The sequence below is a fragment of the Pseudomonas sp. NPDC087029 genome (genome assembly GCF_044745345.1).
Taxonomy (GTDB): domain Bacteria; phylum Pseudomonadota; class Gammaproteobacteria; order Pseudomonadales; family Pseudomonadaceae; genus Aquipseudomonas; species Aquipseudomonas faucium.
In genome coordinates this window covers 15,792-32,148 of the sequence record NZ_JBIVAB010000024.1, presented here as the reverse complement: position 1 = coordinate 32,148, position 16,357 = coordinate 15,792, and the positions used below count along the sequence as shown (strand labels likewise).

The 16,357-nt window shown below is 66.0% G+C and carries 12 protein-coding genes; 4 read left to right on the top strand and 8 right to left on the bottom strand.

Going from position 1 to position 16,357, the window contains the following annotated elements; all coding sequences use genetic code 11:
• Positions 1-7 precede the first annotated feature (7 nt).
• Both ACIPG5_RS24690 and ACIPG5_RS24685 read left to right on the top strand, forming a co-directional pair.
• Positions 8-1,120: a PepSY-associated TM helix domain-containing protein gene (locus tag ACIPG5_RS24690; RefSeq protein ID WP_401378649.1), complete on the top strand. Its 1,113-nt coding sequence runs from the start codon at positions 8-10 to the stop codon at positions 1,118-1,120.
• Entirely contained in the window at positions 1,117-1,296 is a 180-nt protein-coding gene (locus ACIPG5_RS24685) for a hypothetical protein (RefSeq protein WP_176516939.1), read from the top strand. The genes ACIPG5_RS24690 and ACIPG5_RS24685 overlap by 4 nt, the downstream gene beginning before the upstream one ends.
• 244 nt (positions 1,297-1,540) lie before the next feature.
• On the opposite strand, the gene ACIPG5_RS24680 is transcribed toward ACIPG5_RS24685, so the two are convergent.
• The 8 genes from ACIPG5_RS24680 to glnE all read right to left on the bottom strand — a co-directional run bounded on the left by ACIPG5_RS24680 (position 1,541) and on the right by glnE (position 11,629).
• On the bottom strand, positions 1,541-2,980 hold the full coding sequence (locus tag ACIPG5_RS24680) for a lipopolysaccharide kinase InaA family protein (RefSeq protein ID WP_401378647.1): 1,440 nt from the start codon (positions 2,978-2,980) through the stop codon (positions 1,541-1,543).
• Complete coding sequence (locus ACIPG5_RS24675) at positions 2,980-3,732, bottom strand: lipopolysaccharide kinase InaA family protein (protein ID WP_401378645.1); 753 nt, start codon at positions 3,730-3,732, stop codon at positions 2,980-2,982. Before ACIPG5_RS24675 ends, ACIPG5_RS24680 begins: the two co-directional genes overlap by 1 nt.
• Positions 3,729-4,463: a lipopolysaccharide kinase InaA family protein gene (locus ACIPG5_RS24670; RefSeq protein WP_401378644.1), complete on the bottom strand. Its 735-nt coding sequence runs from the start codon at positions 4,461-4,463 to the stop codon at positions 3,729-3,731. The genes ACIPG5_RS24675 and ACIPG5_RS24670 overlap by 4 nt, the downstream gene beginning before the upstream one ends.
• On the bottom strand, positions 4,463-5,269 hold the full coding sequence (gene rfaP, locus ACIPG5_RS24665; protein ID WP_401378642.1) for a lipopolysaccharide core heptose(I) kinase RfaP: 807 nt from the start codon (positions 5,267-5,269) through the stop codon (positions 4,463-4,465). Before rfaP ends, ACIPG5_RS24670 begins: the two co-directional genes overlap by 1 nt.
• Positions 5,266-6,390: a glycosyltransferase family 4 protein gene (locus ACIPG5_RS24660; RefSeq protein ID WP_401378641.1), complete on the bottom strand. Its 1,125-nt coding sequence runs from the start codon at positions 6,388-6,390 to the stop codon at positions 5,266-5,268. The genes rfaP and ACIPG5_RS24660 overlap by 4 nt, the downstream gene beginning before the upstream one ends.
• On the bottom strand, positions 6,390-7,448 hold the full coding sequence (gene waaC, locus ACIPG5_RS24655; RefSeq protein WP_286914869.1) for a lipopolysaccharide heptosyltransferase I: 1,059 nt from the start codon (positions 7,446-7,448) through the stop codon (positions 6,390-6,392). The genes ACIPG5_RS24660 and waaC overlap by 1 nt, the downstream gene beginning before the upstream one ends.
• On the bottom strand, positions 7,449-8,498 hold the full coding sequence (waaF, locus tag ACIPG5_RS24650; protein ID WP_176516954.1) for a lipopolysaccharide heptosyltransferase II: 1,050 nt from the start codon (positions 8,496-8,498) through the stop codon (positions 7,449-7,451).
• 197 nt (positions 8,499-8,695) lie between these two features.
• Positions 8,696-11,629 (bottom strand): bifunctional [glutamate--ammonia ligase]-adenylyl-L-tyrosine phosphorylase/[glutamate--ammonia-ligase] adenylyltransferase, encoded by a 2,934-nt coding sequence (glnE, locus tag ACIPG5_RS24645; RefSeq protein ID WP_401378638.1) that lies wholly within the window; start codon positions 11,627-11,629, stop codon positions 8,696-8,698.
• A 383-nt stretch (positions 11,630-12,012) separates the two neighbouring features.
• Between glnE and aceE the strand changes: the two genes are divergently transcribed.
• Both aceE and aceF read left to right on the top strand, forming a co-directional pair.
• On the top strand, positions 12,013-14,658 hold the full coding sequence (gene aceE, locus ACIPG5_RS24640; RefSeq protein ID WP_176516957.1) for a pyruvate dehydrogenase (acetyl-transferring), homodimeric type: 2,646 nt from the start codon (positions 12,013-12,015) through the stop codon (positions 14,656-14,658).
• A 13-nt stretch (positions 14,659-14,671) separates the two neighbouring features.
• Positions 14,672-16,312: a dihydrolipoyllysine-residue acetyltransferase gene (gene aceF, locus ACIPG5_RS24635; RefSeq protein WP_401378636.1), complete on the top strand. Its 1,641-nt coding sequence runs from the start codon at positions 14,672-14,674 to the stop codon at positions 16,310-16,312.
• Positions 16,313-16,357 lie beyond the last annotated feature (45 nt).

Genomic DNA, 16,357 nt, shown 5'->3' with positions numbered 1-16,357 from the left:
AAATGTAATGAAAAGCCCAACCATCCGCCGCTGGTCCGTGATCCATACCTGGAGCAGCCTGGTTTGCACGGTGTTCCTGCTGTTGCTGGCCCTCACCGGCCTGCCGCTGATCTTTCACCACGAGCTTGAACACCTGCTCGGCGATGCCGCCGAGTTGCGCGAGCTGCCGCCCGGCACCCCGCACCTGGACATGCAGCAACTGGTGATCAAGGCCGAGCAGCACCGCCCTGGCGAGGTGATGCAGTACTTCGGTTTCGACGAAGACGAGCCCAATGGCGTGATGGCGATCACGGCCGCCACCGCCGGCACCGAACCCAATTCGTCGCACACCTTCATGCTCGACGCCCGTACCGGCGAGGCCGTGGCCATGCCGGCCGCCAACGGCGGCTTCATGATGATCATGCTGCGCCTGCACGTGGACATGTTCGCCGGCCTGCCGGGCAAGTTGCTGCTGGCCTTCATGGGCGTGCTGTTCGTCGTCGCGATCGTCTCCGGCACGGTGCTTTACGCACCGTTCATGCGCCGCCTGGAGTTCGCCACGGTGCGCCACGACAAGTCGCGCCGCCTGCGCTGGCTCGACCTGCACAACCTGATTGGCGTGGTCACCCTGGCCTGGGCCTTGACCGTGGGGGTCACCGGGGTGATCAGCGCGCTCTCCGACCTGGTCATCGCCGCCTGGCGCAACGACAGCCTGGCCGCCATGGTCGCCCCGTACCGCGATGCGCCGCCGCTGACCGAACGCGCCCCAGCCAGCGAGCTGCTGGCCATTGCCGAGCGGGCCGCCCCAGGCATGCGCCCGGACTTCATCGCCTTCCCCGGCACCCGCTTTTCCAGCGAACACCACTACGCCGTGTTCATGAAAGGCGCCACGCACCTGACCTCGCACCTGTGGACCCCGGTGCTGATCGACGCCCGCACGCTGGCGGTCACGGCAGTCGGCGAGCGCCCCTGGTACATGGACGCCATGGGCCTGTCGCAGCCGCTGCACTTTGGCGACTACGGCGGGCGGCCGATGCAGGTCCTCTGGGCCGTGCTCGATGTGCTGACCATCGTCGTGCTCATCAGCGGCCTGTACCTGTGGTGGGGCAAGCAGCGCAAAGGCAAGGGAGCACGCCCATGAGCCACCGATCGCAATCCACCTGGCGGCTGTTCACCTGGCCGCTGCTGATCGCCTTGCTGGGCGCCGGCGGCCTGTTCGCCGCGCTGCTCGGCGACGGCGGCTGGGATGTATTGTCCTGGGTCGGGCTCGGCATACCCGCGCTGCTCAGCGCACGGGCACTGTTCTGGCGCCGTTGAGGCTGACCAGTGACTGAGCAGCAGTTCTTGTGGGAGCCGGCTTGCCGGCGATAGGGCCAGAACAGGCTATCCAAGCCTGCCCGCACTGGCCTCATCGCCGGCAAGCCGGCTCCCACAAAGGCCGGGGCGTGCCGCGTCAGTTGAGCTTCGGGAGCAATCGGTCAAGCCGCTGGTGCAAGGCACTGCCTAGCCGTTCCTGTGGGAGCCGGCTTGCCGGCTACCACAAAGGCCCGGGCGTGCCGCGTCAGTCGAGCTTCGGGAGCAATCGGTCAAGCCGCTGGTGCAAGGCACTGCCACTTGGCCAATTGCGCAGCAGCCGCGCACGGTCACGGGCATAGGCCGGGGCGAAGCTGAGCTGGGTGGCGTGCTGGCACATGGCATCGAGGTCGATCAGCGACCACTGGCCGTTCTGCCAGAACAGGTTATGCCCCTTGAAGTCGCCATGGCTGATGCGCTCGCGAATCAGCTGCTGCATCAGGTGCACCAGCGCATCGACCTGCTCTTCAGGCGCATCGCCGTTTTCCACGAACGGCGCGAAGCACGCGGTGAGGTCCGGGCCATCGGCAAATTCGGTGACCAGAAACGCCCGGCTGCGCAGGCCCATCACCCGCTGTTCGAGCACTGCCAGCGGGCGCGGCGTGGCGATGTCGAGGAACTCCAGGCGGTGGCCTTCGATCCAGGAATGCCAGGCCCGGCTCGGGCGCCAGAAGCGCTTGAACCAGTGGGCGGTGTTCTTGATGTTGTAGCGCTTGAGCACCAGCGTGCGGCCACCCACCTCGATGCGTGCCACGCTGGCCGCACCGCCGGTCTTGTACAAATGGCCCTGGTCGATCAGCGCATCGGCCTGCTCCAGCACCGGCAGCATGGCCTCCACTTCGCCACGGCGAATGGCCCGCAGGCCAGACATGCTGCGCTCGACGCTGAACAGCGTGCATTCGCGGCCGGCCTTTTCCAGGTAGTCCTTCAGGCGCCAGTTGCGCACCTTGTCCACTTGTTTCTGCAGCGCTTCCATGGGCAAGGCATGCTCGCCATTGGCCAGCAGGTAATGCACCAGCAACTCTTCGATGAAGGGCTCCAGGCGCTTGGGCAACTGGGCGAAGAACACCCCGAGGTTTTCCAGCACACGCGAGCGCGACAGCTGCTGGCCCGGCGTTTCGGCCTTGATGCCGGCGCCGTCGATCAGGTACAGCTGGCCGCCATGGCGCAGCAGGTTGTCCAGGTGCAGGTCTTCCTGCCACAGGCCCTTGGCGTGCATGTGCGCCACGGCCGTCAGCGCTTCACCGAGCACCAGGTGCTGCTCGTCGGCCAGCACTGGCAGGTCTTGCACCGCAGCCCAGGCATCGGCCAGGCTTTGCGCCCCGTCCAGGTACTCGAACAGCAGCCAGCCGCCCTCGCCTTCCTTCAGGCCATCGGCCAACAGCTTGGGCGTGGTCAGGCCTTGCTCGGCCAGCAGTTTCACACCCTCCAGCTCGCGCTGGAAATGCCGGGCGGCGCTATTGCCCACCAGCAGCTTGGCCAGCACCGGCGTACCACGCCAGACGCCAGCACCCACGTAGCGCTGGCCGGGCAATACCCGCAGCAGGCTCAGCAGCTGCAGCTCGGCGCTGCCAGCGGCATCGGCCAGGGTCACCGACAGCGGCAGCGATGGGCTGCGGCCGGTGGCTTTCAATTCAGACAAACGCATCAGCGGGCCTCTTTTTCACGACGGCGTTGCGTCAGGCCTTGCAGCCAGGTACCGACCAGGGCGCTGTCGGCCGGCTTGGCCAGGTAGGCGGCCAGCAGCTGGCGCACGTCCGCCTCGCTCCAGGCACGGGCGCGGCGCAGCAGCGGCTCCAGGTCCTTGAGCCGGTCACGCTTGCCGAACAGCAGCGGCCGGGTCTTTTCCAGGTCGATCAGTTGCGCGTCCCAGCCGTCACGGCGCTGGCGCAGGAAGATGTGCTTGGGGTAGAAGCAGCCATGCACCTGGCCTGCGCTGTGCAGCGTGCGCGCCAGTTGGCCGGTGGCCTGGAGGATGCCGCTGCGCTCGGCGTCGGCCAGTTGCAGCCACTGCGCCAGCAGGCTTTCCAGGTCGCTCCAGTCGTCCAGCGCGCGGGTCATCAGCATCGCCCGGTGCTCGCCGCCCTGCTTGCGCTCGCCGTAGAACACCGCCTGCAAGGCCGGGATCTGCAGCTTCTGGTAACGGCTGATGTTGCGAAACTCGCGGGCGAAGGTCGGTTCGCCCAAGGGCCGGTGCAGGGTGCGGGTCAGGTAGTTGCACTGGCGCTTGAGGTAGTAGCCCTTGCCTTCGAGCTCCAGGCGAAACACGCTGCTCCAGCCGCCACGGCCGGTGTTGGGTTCATCCACGGCGTCGAGCTGCAGCGCCCACAGCGCCTCGAAATCGTTCAGGCCATGGCGCTTGAGCAGCGCGATGTCCGCGCTGGCCAGGTAATCGGTCATTCCCTTCCCTCGAAGAAGCTCAGTACCTGACGAATGCGCCGCTTGTCGCGCAGGTTCAGGCGCTCGCGCCCACGGTACTGCAGGTAGAAACGCAGGCGCTGGGTCGCCGACAGGTGATATTTGGCGACCTTGTCCAGGCACGCCAGGTCCTTGACCATGCGGTGGCGCCACATGAAGCCACGCCAGAAGTCGCCGGTCGGGCAGTCGATGAAGAACACCGTGCCCTTGTCGTCGACCAGCAGGTTGCGCCATTTCAGGTCGTTGTGGGCAAAGCGGTGCTCGTGCATCACCCGGGTGTGCCGGGCCAGCTGGCGGCTGAGGTGGTCGACCCAGTGGCGGTCGGCCAGGCGCGGGTCGTTGCGCTCGGCCAGCGCCGACAGGTCTTCGGTGTTGGGCAGCTCGCGGGTGATCATCGCCCCGCGGCCAAACGCCAGGCCGTTGCGCTTAAGGCCCCAGGCGACCACTTCGGCGGTGGGGATGTCCCACTTGGCGAACTGCTTGAGGTTCTGCCATTCGGCCTTGATCCGCGGCCGGCCCAGGTAGCGGCGCATGTGCTTGCCGGCGCCGGTGTAGCGCTTGACGTAATAGTGGACGCCGCCACGCTCGATGCGGATGACCTCGCTGATGGGGTCACGGGTCAGGCGTTCGCCTTGCAGGGCGAATACCGCATCGAGGCTGCCGAAGTCCGCCGCCAGGTGTTCATAGCCCGGCGCCAGGTTCCAACTCGCCATCAGAGTGCATCCCCATAGCGTTGCTTGCGGTCGTAGAGTTTCTGCGCCTTGCGCTCGAGCCAGGCGAGCAGCGCCGCCTCTTCGGCAAGCACCTGGCGCAGCGGGCGCTGGAAGTACCCGCGCAGAAAGCGCAGCTTGTCGCGCTGGGTCAGGCCGATGTCCAGCGCCGAGAAGTACAGCGCGGCCAGGTCCTTGTCGCGCCAGCGGCGGCTGACGGTGGCGCGGGTCTGGGCGCGGTGCAGGTCGATGACCGACAGCTTGAAGTCGTCCGCCGTCACCGGGCGGTCGGTGTGCAGCAGGAAGTGGCAGATGTAGCAGTCGCGGTGGTTGACCCCGGCGCGGTGCATGCCGCCGGTCATCTTCGCCACTTCGGCGATCAGTGCACGCTTGAGGCGTGGCTCGGGCGGCTGCTTGAGCCAGTCGATGCTGAAGTCTTCGAGGCTGATGGTCGGCGCCAGCTCTTCGGTGACGATGAACGAGTGCTGGGTCGCCGGGTTGCTGCCGCGCTCGCCATAGGCAACGGCGGTCATGGTCGGCACACCCACCTCATGCAGGCGCTGGATGGCCTGCCATTCCTGGCCGGCGCCGAGCACCGGCAGCTTGGCGGTGAACAGGTTCTTGAAGATCTCGCCCCAGCCGATGCCGCGGTGGATCTTGACGAAAAAGCCCTCGCCATCGACCTCGGTACGCAGCGTGCGGCGCCCTTCCAGCTCGCGGTACACCTCGCCTTGCAGCGCTTCCACGGCCTCGAAGGCGTCACGCCCGGCCCACAGGCGCTTGAAGGGTTCGGCCAGTATCAGCTTCATGCGGTCTCCTGCCCCAGGATCACGTCGGCAGCATGCTGCGGCATGCTGTACAGGTCAGCGGTCTCGGCAAAGGCCAGGCCGTTGCGCGACCACTCGGCGCGCGCTTGCGGCTCATCGAGCATGCGCTGCAGGTAGCGGTTGAGCTGCTCTTGCTCGAACGGCTCGTCGAGCACCAGGCCGCAGTCGGCCTCGGCGATGTAATGGGCGTAGCCGCAGACCTTGGACACCAGCACCGGCAGGCCGGCCACCAGGGCTTCGAGCAGCACCGTGCCGGTGTTCTCGTTGTAGGCCGGGTGAATCAGCAGGTCGGCGCCGAGCAGGAAGCGCGGGATGTCGCTGCGCCCCTTGAGGAACTGCACCTGGTCGCCCAGGCCCAGGGTGGCGCTTTGCAGCTGGAACACCTTGGGGTCGTCCTGGCCGATGACCATCAGCCTGGTGCGCTTGCGCAGCGCCGAGGGCAGCGCGGCCAGGGCCTTGAGGCTGCGGTCCACGCCCTTGGTCTTGAAGCCCGAACCGATCTGCACCAGCAGCAGGTCGTCATCGCCCAGGTTGAATTCCCGGCGAAACTCGGCGCGGATCTCGGCGGCATTGGCCGGCGCGCGGCGGTCCTGGGAAATACCTGGCGGCAGCAGGTGGAAGCGCTCCACCGGGGTGCCGTAATGCTTGATGAACAGCGGCTGCTGCACCTCGGAAATCATCAGCACTTGGGTGTGCGCGTCCTTGGCGAACACGGCCCGCTCGTACTCGGCAAAGTGCCGGTAGCGGCCCCAGCGCCGGTACAGGCCGCCACGCAGGGTCTGGGCCTTGTCCTCGAAGCAGCCGTCGGCGGCGTAGTACACGTCCAGCCCCGGCATCTTGTTGAAGCCCACCAGGCGGTCGACCGGGCGCTTGGCCAGGTCAGCAGCCATCCAGGCGCTGAGCTTCTCGTTGCGCCGGTGGTTGAACAGCGCCTTGACCGGCGCTACCAGCACCTCGAAGCCCGGCGGAACATCACCCTCCCAGATCAGCGTGTAGACGCGGATCTGGTGGCCCCGCTTCTGGCATTCCAGGGCAATGCGCATGAAGTCGCGCTGCAGCCCGCCGAAGGGGAAATACTTGTAAAGCACGAAAGCCAGTTGCATCAACGGACATCCTCAGCCAGCAGCAGCGCGCTCAAGCGGCTCGCCACATGCTCGGGATTCAGGCGAGTGAAGCACAGCGGCCACTCGCGTTTCAGATCGAACCGGCGCAGGTCGTCGGCGCTCGGTTTGTAGGTGCACTTTTTCTGCAGGCACGGCGCGCAGGGGAAGTCGCTGGCCTGGTGAACCTGGACCCGGCCATAGGCGCCGGTCAGGCCCGGGTTGGTCGGGCCGAACAGGGAAATGGTCGGCACATCCAGCGCCGCGGCCAGGTGCCCAAGGCCGGTGTCCACCGCCACGCAGGCCTTGGCTGCCGCCAGCACGCGGGCGACGCCGGCAAGGTTCAACTTGGGCAGCACCTGGCAGTTGTTCAAGCCCTGGGCAATGCGCTCGGCACGGGCCTTCTCCGCCGGGTTGCCCCAAGGCAGGCGCACTTGCAGCTTGCGCCGGCCCAGGCGTTCGGCCAGCTCGCGCCAGTAGGCTTCGGGCCAGTGCTTGGTTGCCCATGTAGTGCCGTGCAGGAACACCACGTAGGGTGCCGCCGGCGGCAGTTGCAGGCGGTCGAGGTCCAGGCCGTAGTTGCCGATGCCTTCCGGCAGGTCGTAGGCCAGGGCCATGGCGAACAGCTGGCGCACACGCTCCACCGCATGCTGGCCGACCGCGACCGACAGGCGCCGGTCATAGAAGCGGCTGGCCAGGCCTTCACGCGCCGAGAAGCGGTCCAGGCCGGCCACCGGGGCCTTGACGTAGCGGGTCAGCCAGGCCGACTTGACCAGGCCCTGGGCGTCGATCACCAGGTCATACTTGTGCTCGCGCAGGCGCTGCTTGAAGGCCTTCCACTCGCCGCTCTTGAGGGTCTGCCAGAGGTTCTTGCGCCAGCGGCGGATGGCCACCGGGATGACCCGGTCGACCGCCGGATGCCAGCTGGGGATTTCGGCGAAGCCTTCTTCCACCACCCAGTCGAAGCGGATGCCCGGGATCGCGTGGGCGGCATCGGTGAGCGCCGGCAGGGTGTGGATCACGTCACCCAGCGACGAGGTCTTGATGATCAGTACCCGCACTTAGTCGACCTCGGCCACGGCATCGATCAGGTTCGGCCCGCCCAGGCTGTGCAGGGCCGCGATGACTTTGCCCGGCTCCAGCAGGCGCAGGCAGTTGTAATGGCCGAAGCGGCAGGTGCGGTCGAAGCACGGGCTGCATTCGATGCCGGTGCGCACGATCTCCACCTGCTCTGCCAGCGGTGGCGTGAAGCCAGGCGACGTGGAGCCGTACACCGCCACCAGCGGGCGGTTCAGCGCGGCGGCCACGTGCATCAGGCCCGAATCGTTGGACACCACGGCATCGGCGCAGGACATCAGGTCGATGGCCTCGGCCAGCGAGGTTTCGCCCGCCAGGTTGTAGGACTCCTCCCGCAACCCCGGGATCAACCGGCCGCGGATCTGCTCGCCGACGGCGTGGTCGTTCTTCGAGCCGAACAGCCACACCTGCCAGCCCTGGCGAATCATCGCGTCGGCCACCTCGGCATAGTGCTCGGACGGCCAGCGCTTGGCCTCGCCAAACTCGGCGCCGGGGCACAATGCCAACACCGGGCGGTCCAGCTCCAGGCCGAACTTGGCCATGGCCGCCTCGCGGCTCGCGGCTTCGATCTGCAGGCTGGGCCGCGGATAGGGCTGCGCCAGTTCGGCGCCGGGCGCGTAGGCCAGGGCCATGAAGCGCTCGATCATCAGCGGGTAGCGGGCCTTGTCCAGCTTGCGCACGTCATTGAGCAGGCCAAAGCGCATTTCGCCGCGCCAGCCGGTGCGCTTGGGGATGCCGGCGAAGAACGGCACCAGCGCCGACTTCAGCGAGTTGGGCAAAAGGATGGCCTGGTCGTACTGGCCGGCCAGGGACTTGCCGATGCGCCGGCGCGTGGCCAGCTCCAGCGCGCCGTGGCCGAGCGGGAAGCTCAAGGCCTGGCGCACCTCGGGCATGCGCTCGAGGATCGGCCGGCTCCACTCGGGGGCCAGGACGTCGATCACGCAGTCGGGGTGCTGCTGTTTCAGGCACTGGAACAGGGTCTGCGCCATCACCATGTCGCCGACCCAGCTGGGGCCAATGATCAGTATTCTCATGCTTAGTCCAGAAACGCTCGGGGAGGCTGCAGGCTGCATTACAGCCTGGCCTCCCCTCTTTATATTCAGGCTATGTGGCGGACAGTGTACCACCGAGGGTCGGTTGTGCCGCTAATCGCCGGCAAGCCGGCTCCCACAGGGCCCCGCAGCTTTCAAGCCGCCATGGCTGTGGGAGCGGGCTTGCCGGCGATTGGGCTTCAAGTCAACCCCAACTGCCCCCAGATCCGCCGCACTTCGCGGCGTTCATCGGCAAACTGCGTCGCGTCGATCACCCCGGCCTGCTTCTGCAGGGCCTGGCGGTGCGAAGCCGAACGAAACGCCTTGTACACCTCGCGCAGCAGGATCGCATCGCTGGCCGGCATCAACTGCGCCTGCTCCAGCTCTTCCAGAATGCGGATGTTATCGGTCCATCGGAGAATGGCCGGATGGTCGTGGGACCAGGCCAGAGCGGCGTATTGCACCATAAATTCGATATCGACGATACCGCCGGCGTCCTGCTTGATATCGAACGCCATGCCGTGGTCGAACGCATTGCTGGCAGTGCCTGCGGCCGTCGCCTTGGTGCCCAGGTTGTCGCGCATCTTGGCGCGCATCTCGCTGACTTCCACGCGCAGCTTGTCGAGGTCGCGCGGCTGCCCCAGCACCTTGGCGCGCACGCTCTCGAATGCCGTGGCCAGCTGCTTGCAGCCCACCAGCACGCGGGCCCGCACCAGCGCCTGGTGCTCCCAGGTCCAGGCTTCGTTCTGCTGGTAGCGCTCGAATGCGCCCAGCGAACTGACCAGCAGCCCCGAGGCGCCGGACGGGCGCAGGCGCATGTCGACGTCGTACAGCTGGCCGGAGTTGGTCTGGGTGGTCAGCAGGTGGATGATGCGCTGGCCCAGGCGGGTGTAGAACTGCGCGCTGTCGATCGGCTTGGCGCCGTCGGTTTCGGCCTGCGGGTCGCCATCGTGGATGAACACCAGGTCCAGGTCCGAGCCGTGGCCAAGCTCCAGGCCACCGACCTTGCCATAGCCAATGATGATGAAGCCCGGGTCGCACAGGCTGCCGTCGCTGCGCTTGGGCTGGCCGTGGCGGGCCACGGTCTGGCGCCAGGCCAGTGCCAGCACCTGGTCGAGGATGGCCTCGGCCAGCCAGGTGAGGTAGTCGCTGACCTTCATCAGGCGCAGGTTGCCGCTGATTTCCGAGGCGGCCACGCGCAGGCTGTGGGCCAGCTTGAAGTGGCGCAGCGCTTCCATCTGCTGTTCGAGGTCGTCCTCGGGGATGCGCGTCAGCCGCTCGCGCAACTCGGCCGCCAGCTCCGGCGCCATCGGCGGGCTGAACAGCCGGCCTTCGTTGAGCAGCTCATCGAGCAGCAACGGGTAGCGGGCGATCTGCTCGGCGATCCAGGGGCTGGCGGCGCACAAGGTCAGCAGCCGGCGCAGTGCGCTCGGGTTTTCGGTGAGCAGCACCAGGTAGGCAGAGCGCCGCGCCACGGCCTCGACCAGCGGCAAGACGCGCTCCAGCACCAGGTCCGGGTTGTCGTGCTCCACGGCCTGGGCCAGCAGGCGCGGGATGAAGGCATCCAGGCGTTCGCGGCCAATGCGCTGCATCGAGCGCAACTGCGGGCTGGCGCGCAGCCCGGTCAGGCGCCGCAGGGCGTCGGCCGGTTGCTCGAAGCCGGCCTCCTGCAACTGCCGGCAGGCGGCTTCTTCATCTTGTGCCTGCTCCCACAGCGGCGACCACTCGCCGCCCACCACCAGCTCGCCCTCGCCGTCTTCGTCATCCGGGTCGGCGATCACCTGGCGGAAGTGCCAGTCGACCCGGCCACGCCAGTGCATCAGGTGCTGATGGAAGCTGTCCCAGTCGGCATAGCCGAGCATGTAGCCCACCCGCGCACGGTCGAGGTCGCTGTCCGGCAGCATCTGCGTCTGGCGGTCGGCGATGGCCTGGATGGCATGCTCGGTGTAGCGCAGAAACTCATAGCCCTCGCGCAGCTCCAGCACCACCGCCGTCGGCAGGTAGCCCTGGCCCTCCAAAGTGGCCAGCACCTTGAGCAGCGGCCGCTGCTGCAGGCTCAGGTCGCGCCCGCCGTGGATCAACTGGAAGGCCTGGGCGATGAACTCCACCTCGCGGATGCCGCCGGCACCGAGCTTGATGTTGTCGGCCATGCCCTTGCGCCGCACTTCCTGCTGGATCAGCTGCTTCATGGTGCGCAGCGCTTCGATGGCCGAGAAGTCCAGGTAGCGGCGGTAGACGAACGGGCGCAGCATCTCCTGCAGTTGGGCGCCGGCGGCCTGGTCGCCAGCCACCACCCGCGCCTTGATCATCGCGTAGCGTTCCCAGTCGCGGCCCTGGTCCTGGTAGTACTGCTCCAGGGCATTGAAGCTGAGCACCAGGGCACCGGCCGAGCCATAGGGGCGCAGGCGCATGTCGACGCGAAACACGAAGCCGTCGACGGTGACCGGGTCGAGCGCCTTGATCAGGCGCTGGCCCAGGCGGGTGAAGAACTCCTGGTTGTCCAGCGAGCGCTTGACCCCTTCGGTCTCGCCGCCTTCGGGGAAGGCGAAGATCAGGTCGATGTCCGACGACAGGTTCAGCTCCACCGCCCCCAGCTTGCCCATGCCCAGCACCACCATGTGCTGCGGCTGGCCACTGCGGTTGCCGATCGGCGTGCCGAACTGCTGGCAATGGCGCGGGTACAGCCATTGATAGGCTTCGTCGATGGCCGAATCGGCAAGGTCGGACAGGTCGCGGCAGGTTTCGCCGAGTTCGGCCTGGCGGGTGATGTCGCGCCAGATGATGCGCAGCTGCTGGCGGTTGCGCTCGCGGCGCAGGTTGCGCGCCAGCTCCTCTTCACTCTGCGCCGCCTGGGCTGCGGCGGCGACGTGCCCGCGCAACTCGCCCGCAGCATAACGCCGCTCCAGCTCGCCGCTGGCCAGCAGCGCGAACAGCAGCGCCGGCTCGCGCTGGGCCAGGCCGAGGACGAAGTCGCTGGCCGCCGCCACCTGGTCGAATTGCAGGCGTTGCGCCGCGCTCCAGCTGTTCAGGTCCAGCTCAGGATGGCCAGCCAGGGCATCGAGCAGAAACTGCTGGTTGCGCGCGACCAGCGGTTGCAGGGTGGCAGGCAGTTCGAGCGGCAAAGGCAGGCGCATGGTCTATCCTTGATCGGCGTGAAAGAGAGGGGTAAATGCGGCCACGGGGAGGCTGGACCACGGTTGGACTGTCGTACAAAAGTTGGAAATAGCTGAAAAAAACGAATCATTGGCAATAAACATCAAGAATCACCCGTTCGCGACACAAAGCCAACCAACATGAACGTTTTTCCTCACAAGCCAAGGTGCGACCAAACGTCGCATTTGTGTAGTTTTACTACTACCCCGACCGTGCAAAAGCATGAAATGCGAAAGCAAATGTAGTAAAACTACACGCCGCCGGTGCACACTCCGGCAATCCAAGAATTCACGACGTCTGCCCATAAGGCCAGTCGCAAACTCAGGCCCCCGATTCTGGTGGCCTTTCCGCCCTGGAGCAAGCCATGCAAGACCTCGATCCAATCGAAACCCAGGAATGGCTGGATGCCCTGGAGTCGGTCCTCGACAAAGAAGGCGAAGACCGCGCTCATTACCTGATGACCCGCATGGGCGAGCTGGCCACCCGCAGTGGCTCCCAGCTGCCATACGCAATCACCACGCCATACCGCAACACCATCCCTGTCACCCACGAAGCACGCATGCCTGGCGACCTGTTCATGGAACGCCGCATTCGCTCGATGGTGCGTTGGAACGCGCTGGCCATGGTGATGCGCACCAACCTGAAGGATTCGGACCTGGGCGGCCACATCTCCAGCTTCGCCTCCAGCGCCACCCTGTACGACATCGGCTTCAACTACTTCTTCCAGGCCCCGACCGAAGAACACGGCGGCGACCTGATCTTCTTCCAGGGCCACGCTTCGCCAGGCGTCTACGCCCGTGCCTTCATGGAAGGGCGCATCAACGAAGACCAGATGAACAACTTCCGTCAGGAAGTGGACGGCAAAGGCCTGTCTTCGTACCCGCACCCCTGGCTGATGCCTGACTTCTGGCAGTTCCCGACCGTTTCCATGGGTCTGGGCCCGATCCAGGCGATCTACCAGGCGCGCTTCATGAAGTACCTGGAAGCCCGTGGCTTCATCCCGGCCGGCAAGCAGAAGGTCTGGTGCTTCATGGGCGACGGCGAGTGCGACGAGCCGGAATCCCTGGGCGCGATCGCCCTGGCTGGCCGCGAGAAGCTGGACAACCTGATCTTCGTCATCAACTGCAACCTGCAGCGCCTCGACGGCCCGGTTCGCGGCAACGGCAAGATCATCCAGGAACTCGAAGGCGTGTTCCGTGGCGGTGGCTGGAACGTCAACAAGGTCGTCTGGGGCCGCTTCTGGGACCCACTGTTCGCCAAGGACACCAACGGTGCCCTGCAGCGCCGCATGGACGAAGTCATCGACGGCGAGTACCAGAACTACAAGGCCAAAGACGGCGCCTACGTGCGTGAGCACTTCTTCAACACCCCAGAGCTCAAGGCCATGGTCGAAGACCTGTCCGACGACGAGATCTGGAAGCTCAACCGTGGCGGCCACGACCCGTACAAGGTCTATGCGGCCTACCACCAGGCGGTCAACCACAAAGAGCAGCCGACCGTCATCCTGGCCAAGACCATCAAGGGTTACGGTACCGGTGCTGGCGAAGCCAAGAACACCGCGCACAACACCAAGAAGGTCGATGTCGACAGCCTGCGCCACTTCCGTGACCGCTTCGACATCCCGGTCAAGGATGCCGAGCTTGAGAACCTGCCGTTCTTCAAGCCAGAAGAAGGTTCTGCCGAAGCCAAGTACCTGGCCGAGCGCCGCGCCGCACTGGGTGGTTTCGTGCCTCAGCGCCGTGCCCAGAGCTTCAGCGTGCCGACCCCGCCACTGGAAACCCTGAAGGCGATCCTGGACGGTTCGGGCGACCGCGAAATCTCCACCACCATGGCCTTCGTGCGTATCCTCGCGCAGCTGGTCAAGGACAAGGAAATCGGCCAGCGCATCGTCCCGATCATCCCGGACGAAGCCCGTACCTTCGGCATGGAAGGCATGTTCCGCCAGCTGGGCATCTACTCGTCGGTCGGCCAGCTCTACGAGCCAGTCGATAAAGACCAGGTGATGTTCTACCGCGAAGACAAAAAGGGCCAGATCCTCGAGGAAGGCATCAACGAAGCCGGCGCCATGTCGTCGTTCATCGCTGCCGGTACCTCGTACAGCTGCCACAACCAGCCGATGCTGCCGTTCTACATCTTCTACTCGATGTTCGGCTTCCAGCGTATCGGCGACCTGGCCTGGGCCGCTGGCGACAGCCGTACCCGTGGCTTCCTGATCGGCGGTACCGCCGGCCGTACCACCCTCAACGGTGAAGGCCTGCAGCACGAAGACGGCCACAGCCACATGATGGCCGGGACCATCCCGAACTGCCGCACCTATGATCCGACCTACGGCTACGAGCTGGCGGTGATCATCCAGGACGGCATGAAGAAGATGACCGAAGAGCAGCAGGACATCTTCTACTACATCACCGTGATGAACGAGTCCTACCAGCAGCCAGCCATGCCGGCCGGTGTCGAGGAAGGCATCATCAAGGGCATGTACCTGCTCGAGGAAGACACCCGCGAAGCCGCGCACCACGTACAGCTGATGGGCTCCGGCACCATCCTGCGCGAAGTTCGCGAAGCGGCGAAGATCCTGCGTGAAGAGTTCAACGTCGGTGCCGACGTGTGGAGCGTCACCAGCTTCAACGAACTGCGTCGCGACGGCCTGGCCGTGGAACGCGCCAACCGCCTCAAGCCTGGCCAGAAGCCACAGCAGACCTACGTCGAGCAGTGCCTGGCCGGCCGCAAAGGCCCGGTTGTCGCCTCTACCGACTACATGAAGCTGTTCGCCGAGCAGATTCGCCAGTGGGTACCGAGCAAAGAGTTCAAAGTCCTGGGTACCGACGGTTACGGTCGCAGCGACAGCCGCAAGAAGCTGCGTCACTTCTTCGAAGTCGACCGCCACTTCGTGGTGCTGGCTGCCCTGGAAGCCTTGGCCGACCGTGGCGAGATCGAACCGAAGGTGGTGGCCGACGCCATCGTCAAGTTCGGCATCGATCCGGACAAGCGCAACCCACTGGACTGCTGAGGAGTATTTTTAAGTGAGCGAACTCATTCGCGTACCTGACATCGGCAGCGGTGAAGGTGAAATCATCGAGCTGTTCGTCAAGGTCGGTGACCGTATCGAGGCCGACCAGAGCCTGCTGACCCTGGAGTCCGACAAGGCCTCCATGGAGATTCCGGCGCCCAAGGCCGGTGTCATCAAGTCGCTGAAGGTCAAGCTGGGCGACCGCCTGAAAGAAGGCGACGAACTGATGGAACTGGAAGTCGAGGGCGCCGCTGCGGCGCCCGAGGCTCCGGCCGCGGCCCCTGCTGCTGCACCGGCTGCGGCTGAAAAGCCTGCCGAAGCCGCCCCCGCGCCTGCTGCAGCCCCGGCTGCCGCCAGCGTGCAGGACATCCACGTGCCGGACATCGGCTCGTCGGGCAAGGCCAAGATCATCGAAGTGCTGGTCAAGGTCGGCGACACCGTCGAAGCCGACCAGTCGCTGATCACCCTGGAGTCCGACAAGGCCTCCATGGAGATCCCGTCGCCGGCTGCTGGCGTGGTCGAAGAAGTGCTGTGCAAGCTGGAAGATGAAGTCGGCACTGGCGACCTGATCTTCAAGCTCAAGGTGGCTGGCGCTGCCCCGGCTGCCGCACCGGCTCCGGCCGCTGCCGCACCTGCCAAGGCTGAAGCGGCGCCTGCTCCAGCTACCGCGCCTGCCGCTGCCGCCCCGGCCGCTGCCCCTGCACCGGTTGCCAGCGCACCGGCTGCCGGCAGCAACGCCAAGGTTCACGCAGGCCCGGCGGTCCGCCAGCTGGCCCGTGAGTTCGGCGTCGAGCTGGGCGCTGTCGCGGCCACCGGCCCGCACGGCCGCATCCTGAAAGAAGACGTGCAGGTCTACGTCAAGGCGATGATGCAGAAGGCCAAGGAAGCACCAGCAGCCGCTGGCGCGACCGGCGGCGCTGGCATCCCGCCGATCCCGGCCGTGGACTTCAGCAAGTTCGGTGAAGTGGAAGAAGTGGCCCTGACCCGCCTGATGCAGGTCGGTGCCGCCAACCTGCACCGCAGCTGGCTGAACGTGCCGCACGTGACCCAGTTCGACTCCGCCGACATCACCGAACTCGAAGCCTTCCGCGTTGCGCAGAAGGCCGTGGCCGAGAAGGCTGGCGTCAAGCTGACCGTGCTGCCGCTGCTGCTCAAGGCCTGCGCCTTCCTGCTCAAGGAACTGCCGGACTTCAACAGCTCGCTGGCGCCAAGCGGCAAGGCCATCATCCGCAAGAAGTACGTGCACATCGGCTTTGCCGTGGACACCCCGGACGGCCTGCTGGTCCCTGTGATCAAGAACGTCGACCAGAAGAGCCTGCTGCAACTGGCTGCCGAAGCTGCCGCGCTCGCCGAGAAGGCCCGCACCAAGAAGCTGTCGGCCGACGACATGCAGGGTGCCTGCTTCACCATCTCCAGCCTCGGCCACATTGGCGGCACCGGCTTCACGCCGATCGTCAACGCGCCTGAGGTGGCGATCCTCGGTGTGTCCAAGGCAACCATGCAGCCGGTCTGGGATGGCAAGGCCTTCCAGCCGAAGCTGATGCTGCCGCTGTCGCTGTCCTACGATCACCGCGTGATCAACGGCGCCGCCGCCGCGCGCTTCACCAAGCGCCTGGGCGACGTGCTGGGCGATATCCGCACCATGCTGCTGTAACACGCAGCCAGCCTGCCTCCCTTCGCGGAGGCAGGTCCCCTTTTC

Excerpts from the sequence above, each read along its gene's own strand:
- ACIPG5_RS24690 (WP_401378649.1), top strand. The coding sequence starts at position 8 with ATGAAAAGCCCAACCATCCGCCGCTGGTCCGTGATCCATACCTGGAGC.
- ACIPG5_RS24685 (WP_176516939.1), top strand. The coding sequence starts at position 1,117 with ATGAGCCACCGATCGCAATCCACCTGGCGGCTGTTCACCTGGCCGCTG.
- ACIPG5_RS24680 (WP_401378647.1), bottom strand. The coding sequence starts at position 2,980 with ATGCGTTTGTCTGAATTGAAAGCCACCGGCCGCAGCCCATCGCTGCCG.
- ACIPG5_RS24675 (WP_401378645.1), bottom strand. The coding sequence starts at position 3,732 with ATGACCGATTACCTGGCCAGCGCGGACATCGCGCTGCTCAAGCGCCAT.
- ACIPG5_RS24670 (WP_401378644.1), bottom strand. The coding sequence starts at position 4,463 with ATGGCGAGTTGGAACCTGGCGCCGGGCTATGAACACCTGGCGGCGGAC.
- rfaP (WP_401378642.1), bottom strand. The coding sequence starts at position 5,269 with ATGAAGCTGATACTGGCCGAACCCTTCAAGCGCCTGTGGGCCGGGCGT.
- ACIPG5_RS24660 (WP_401378641.1), bottom strand. The coding sequence starts at position 6,390 with ATGCAACTGGCTTTCGTGCTTTACAAGTATTTCCCCTTCGGCGGGCTG.
- waaF (WP_176516954.1), bottom strand. The coding sequence starts at position 8,498 with ATGAGAATACTGATCATTGGCCCCAGCTGGGTCGGCGACATGGTGATG.
- glnE (WP_401378638.1), bottom strand. The coding sequence starts at position 11,629 with ATGCGCCTGCCTTTGCCGCTCGAACTGCCTGCCACCCTGCAACCGCTG.
- aceE (WP_176516957.1), top strand. The coding sequence starts at position 12,013 with ATGCAAGACCTCGATCCAATCGAAACCCAGGAATGGCTGGATGCCCTG.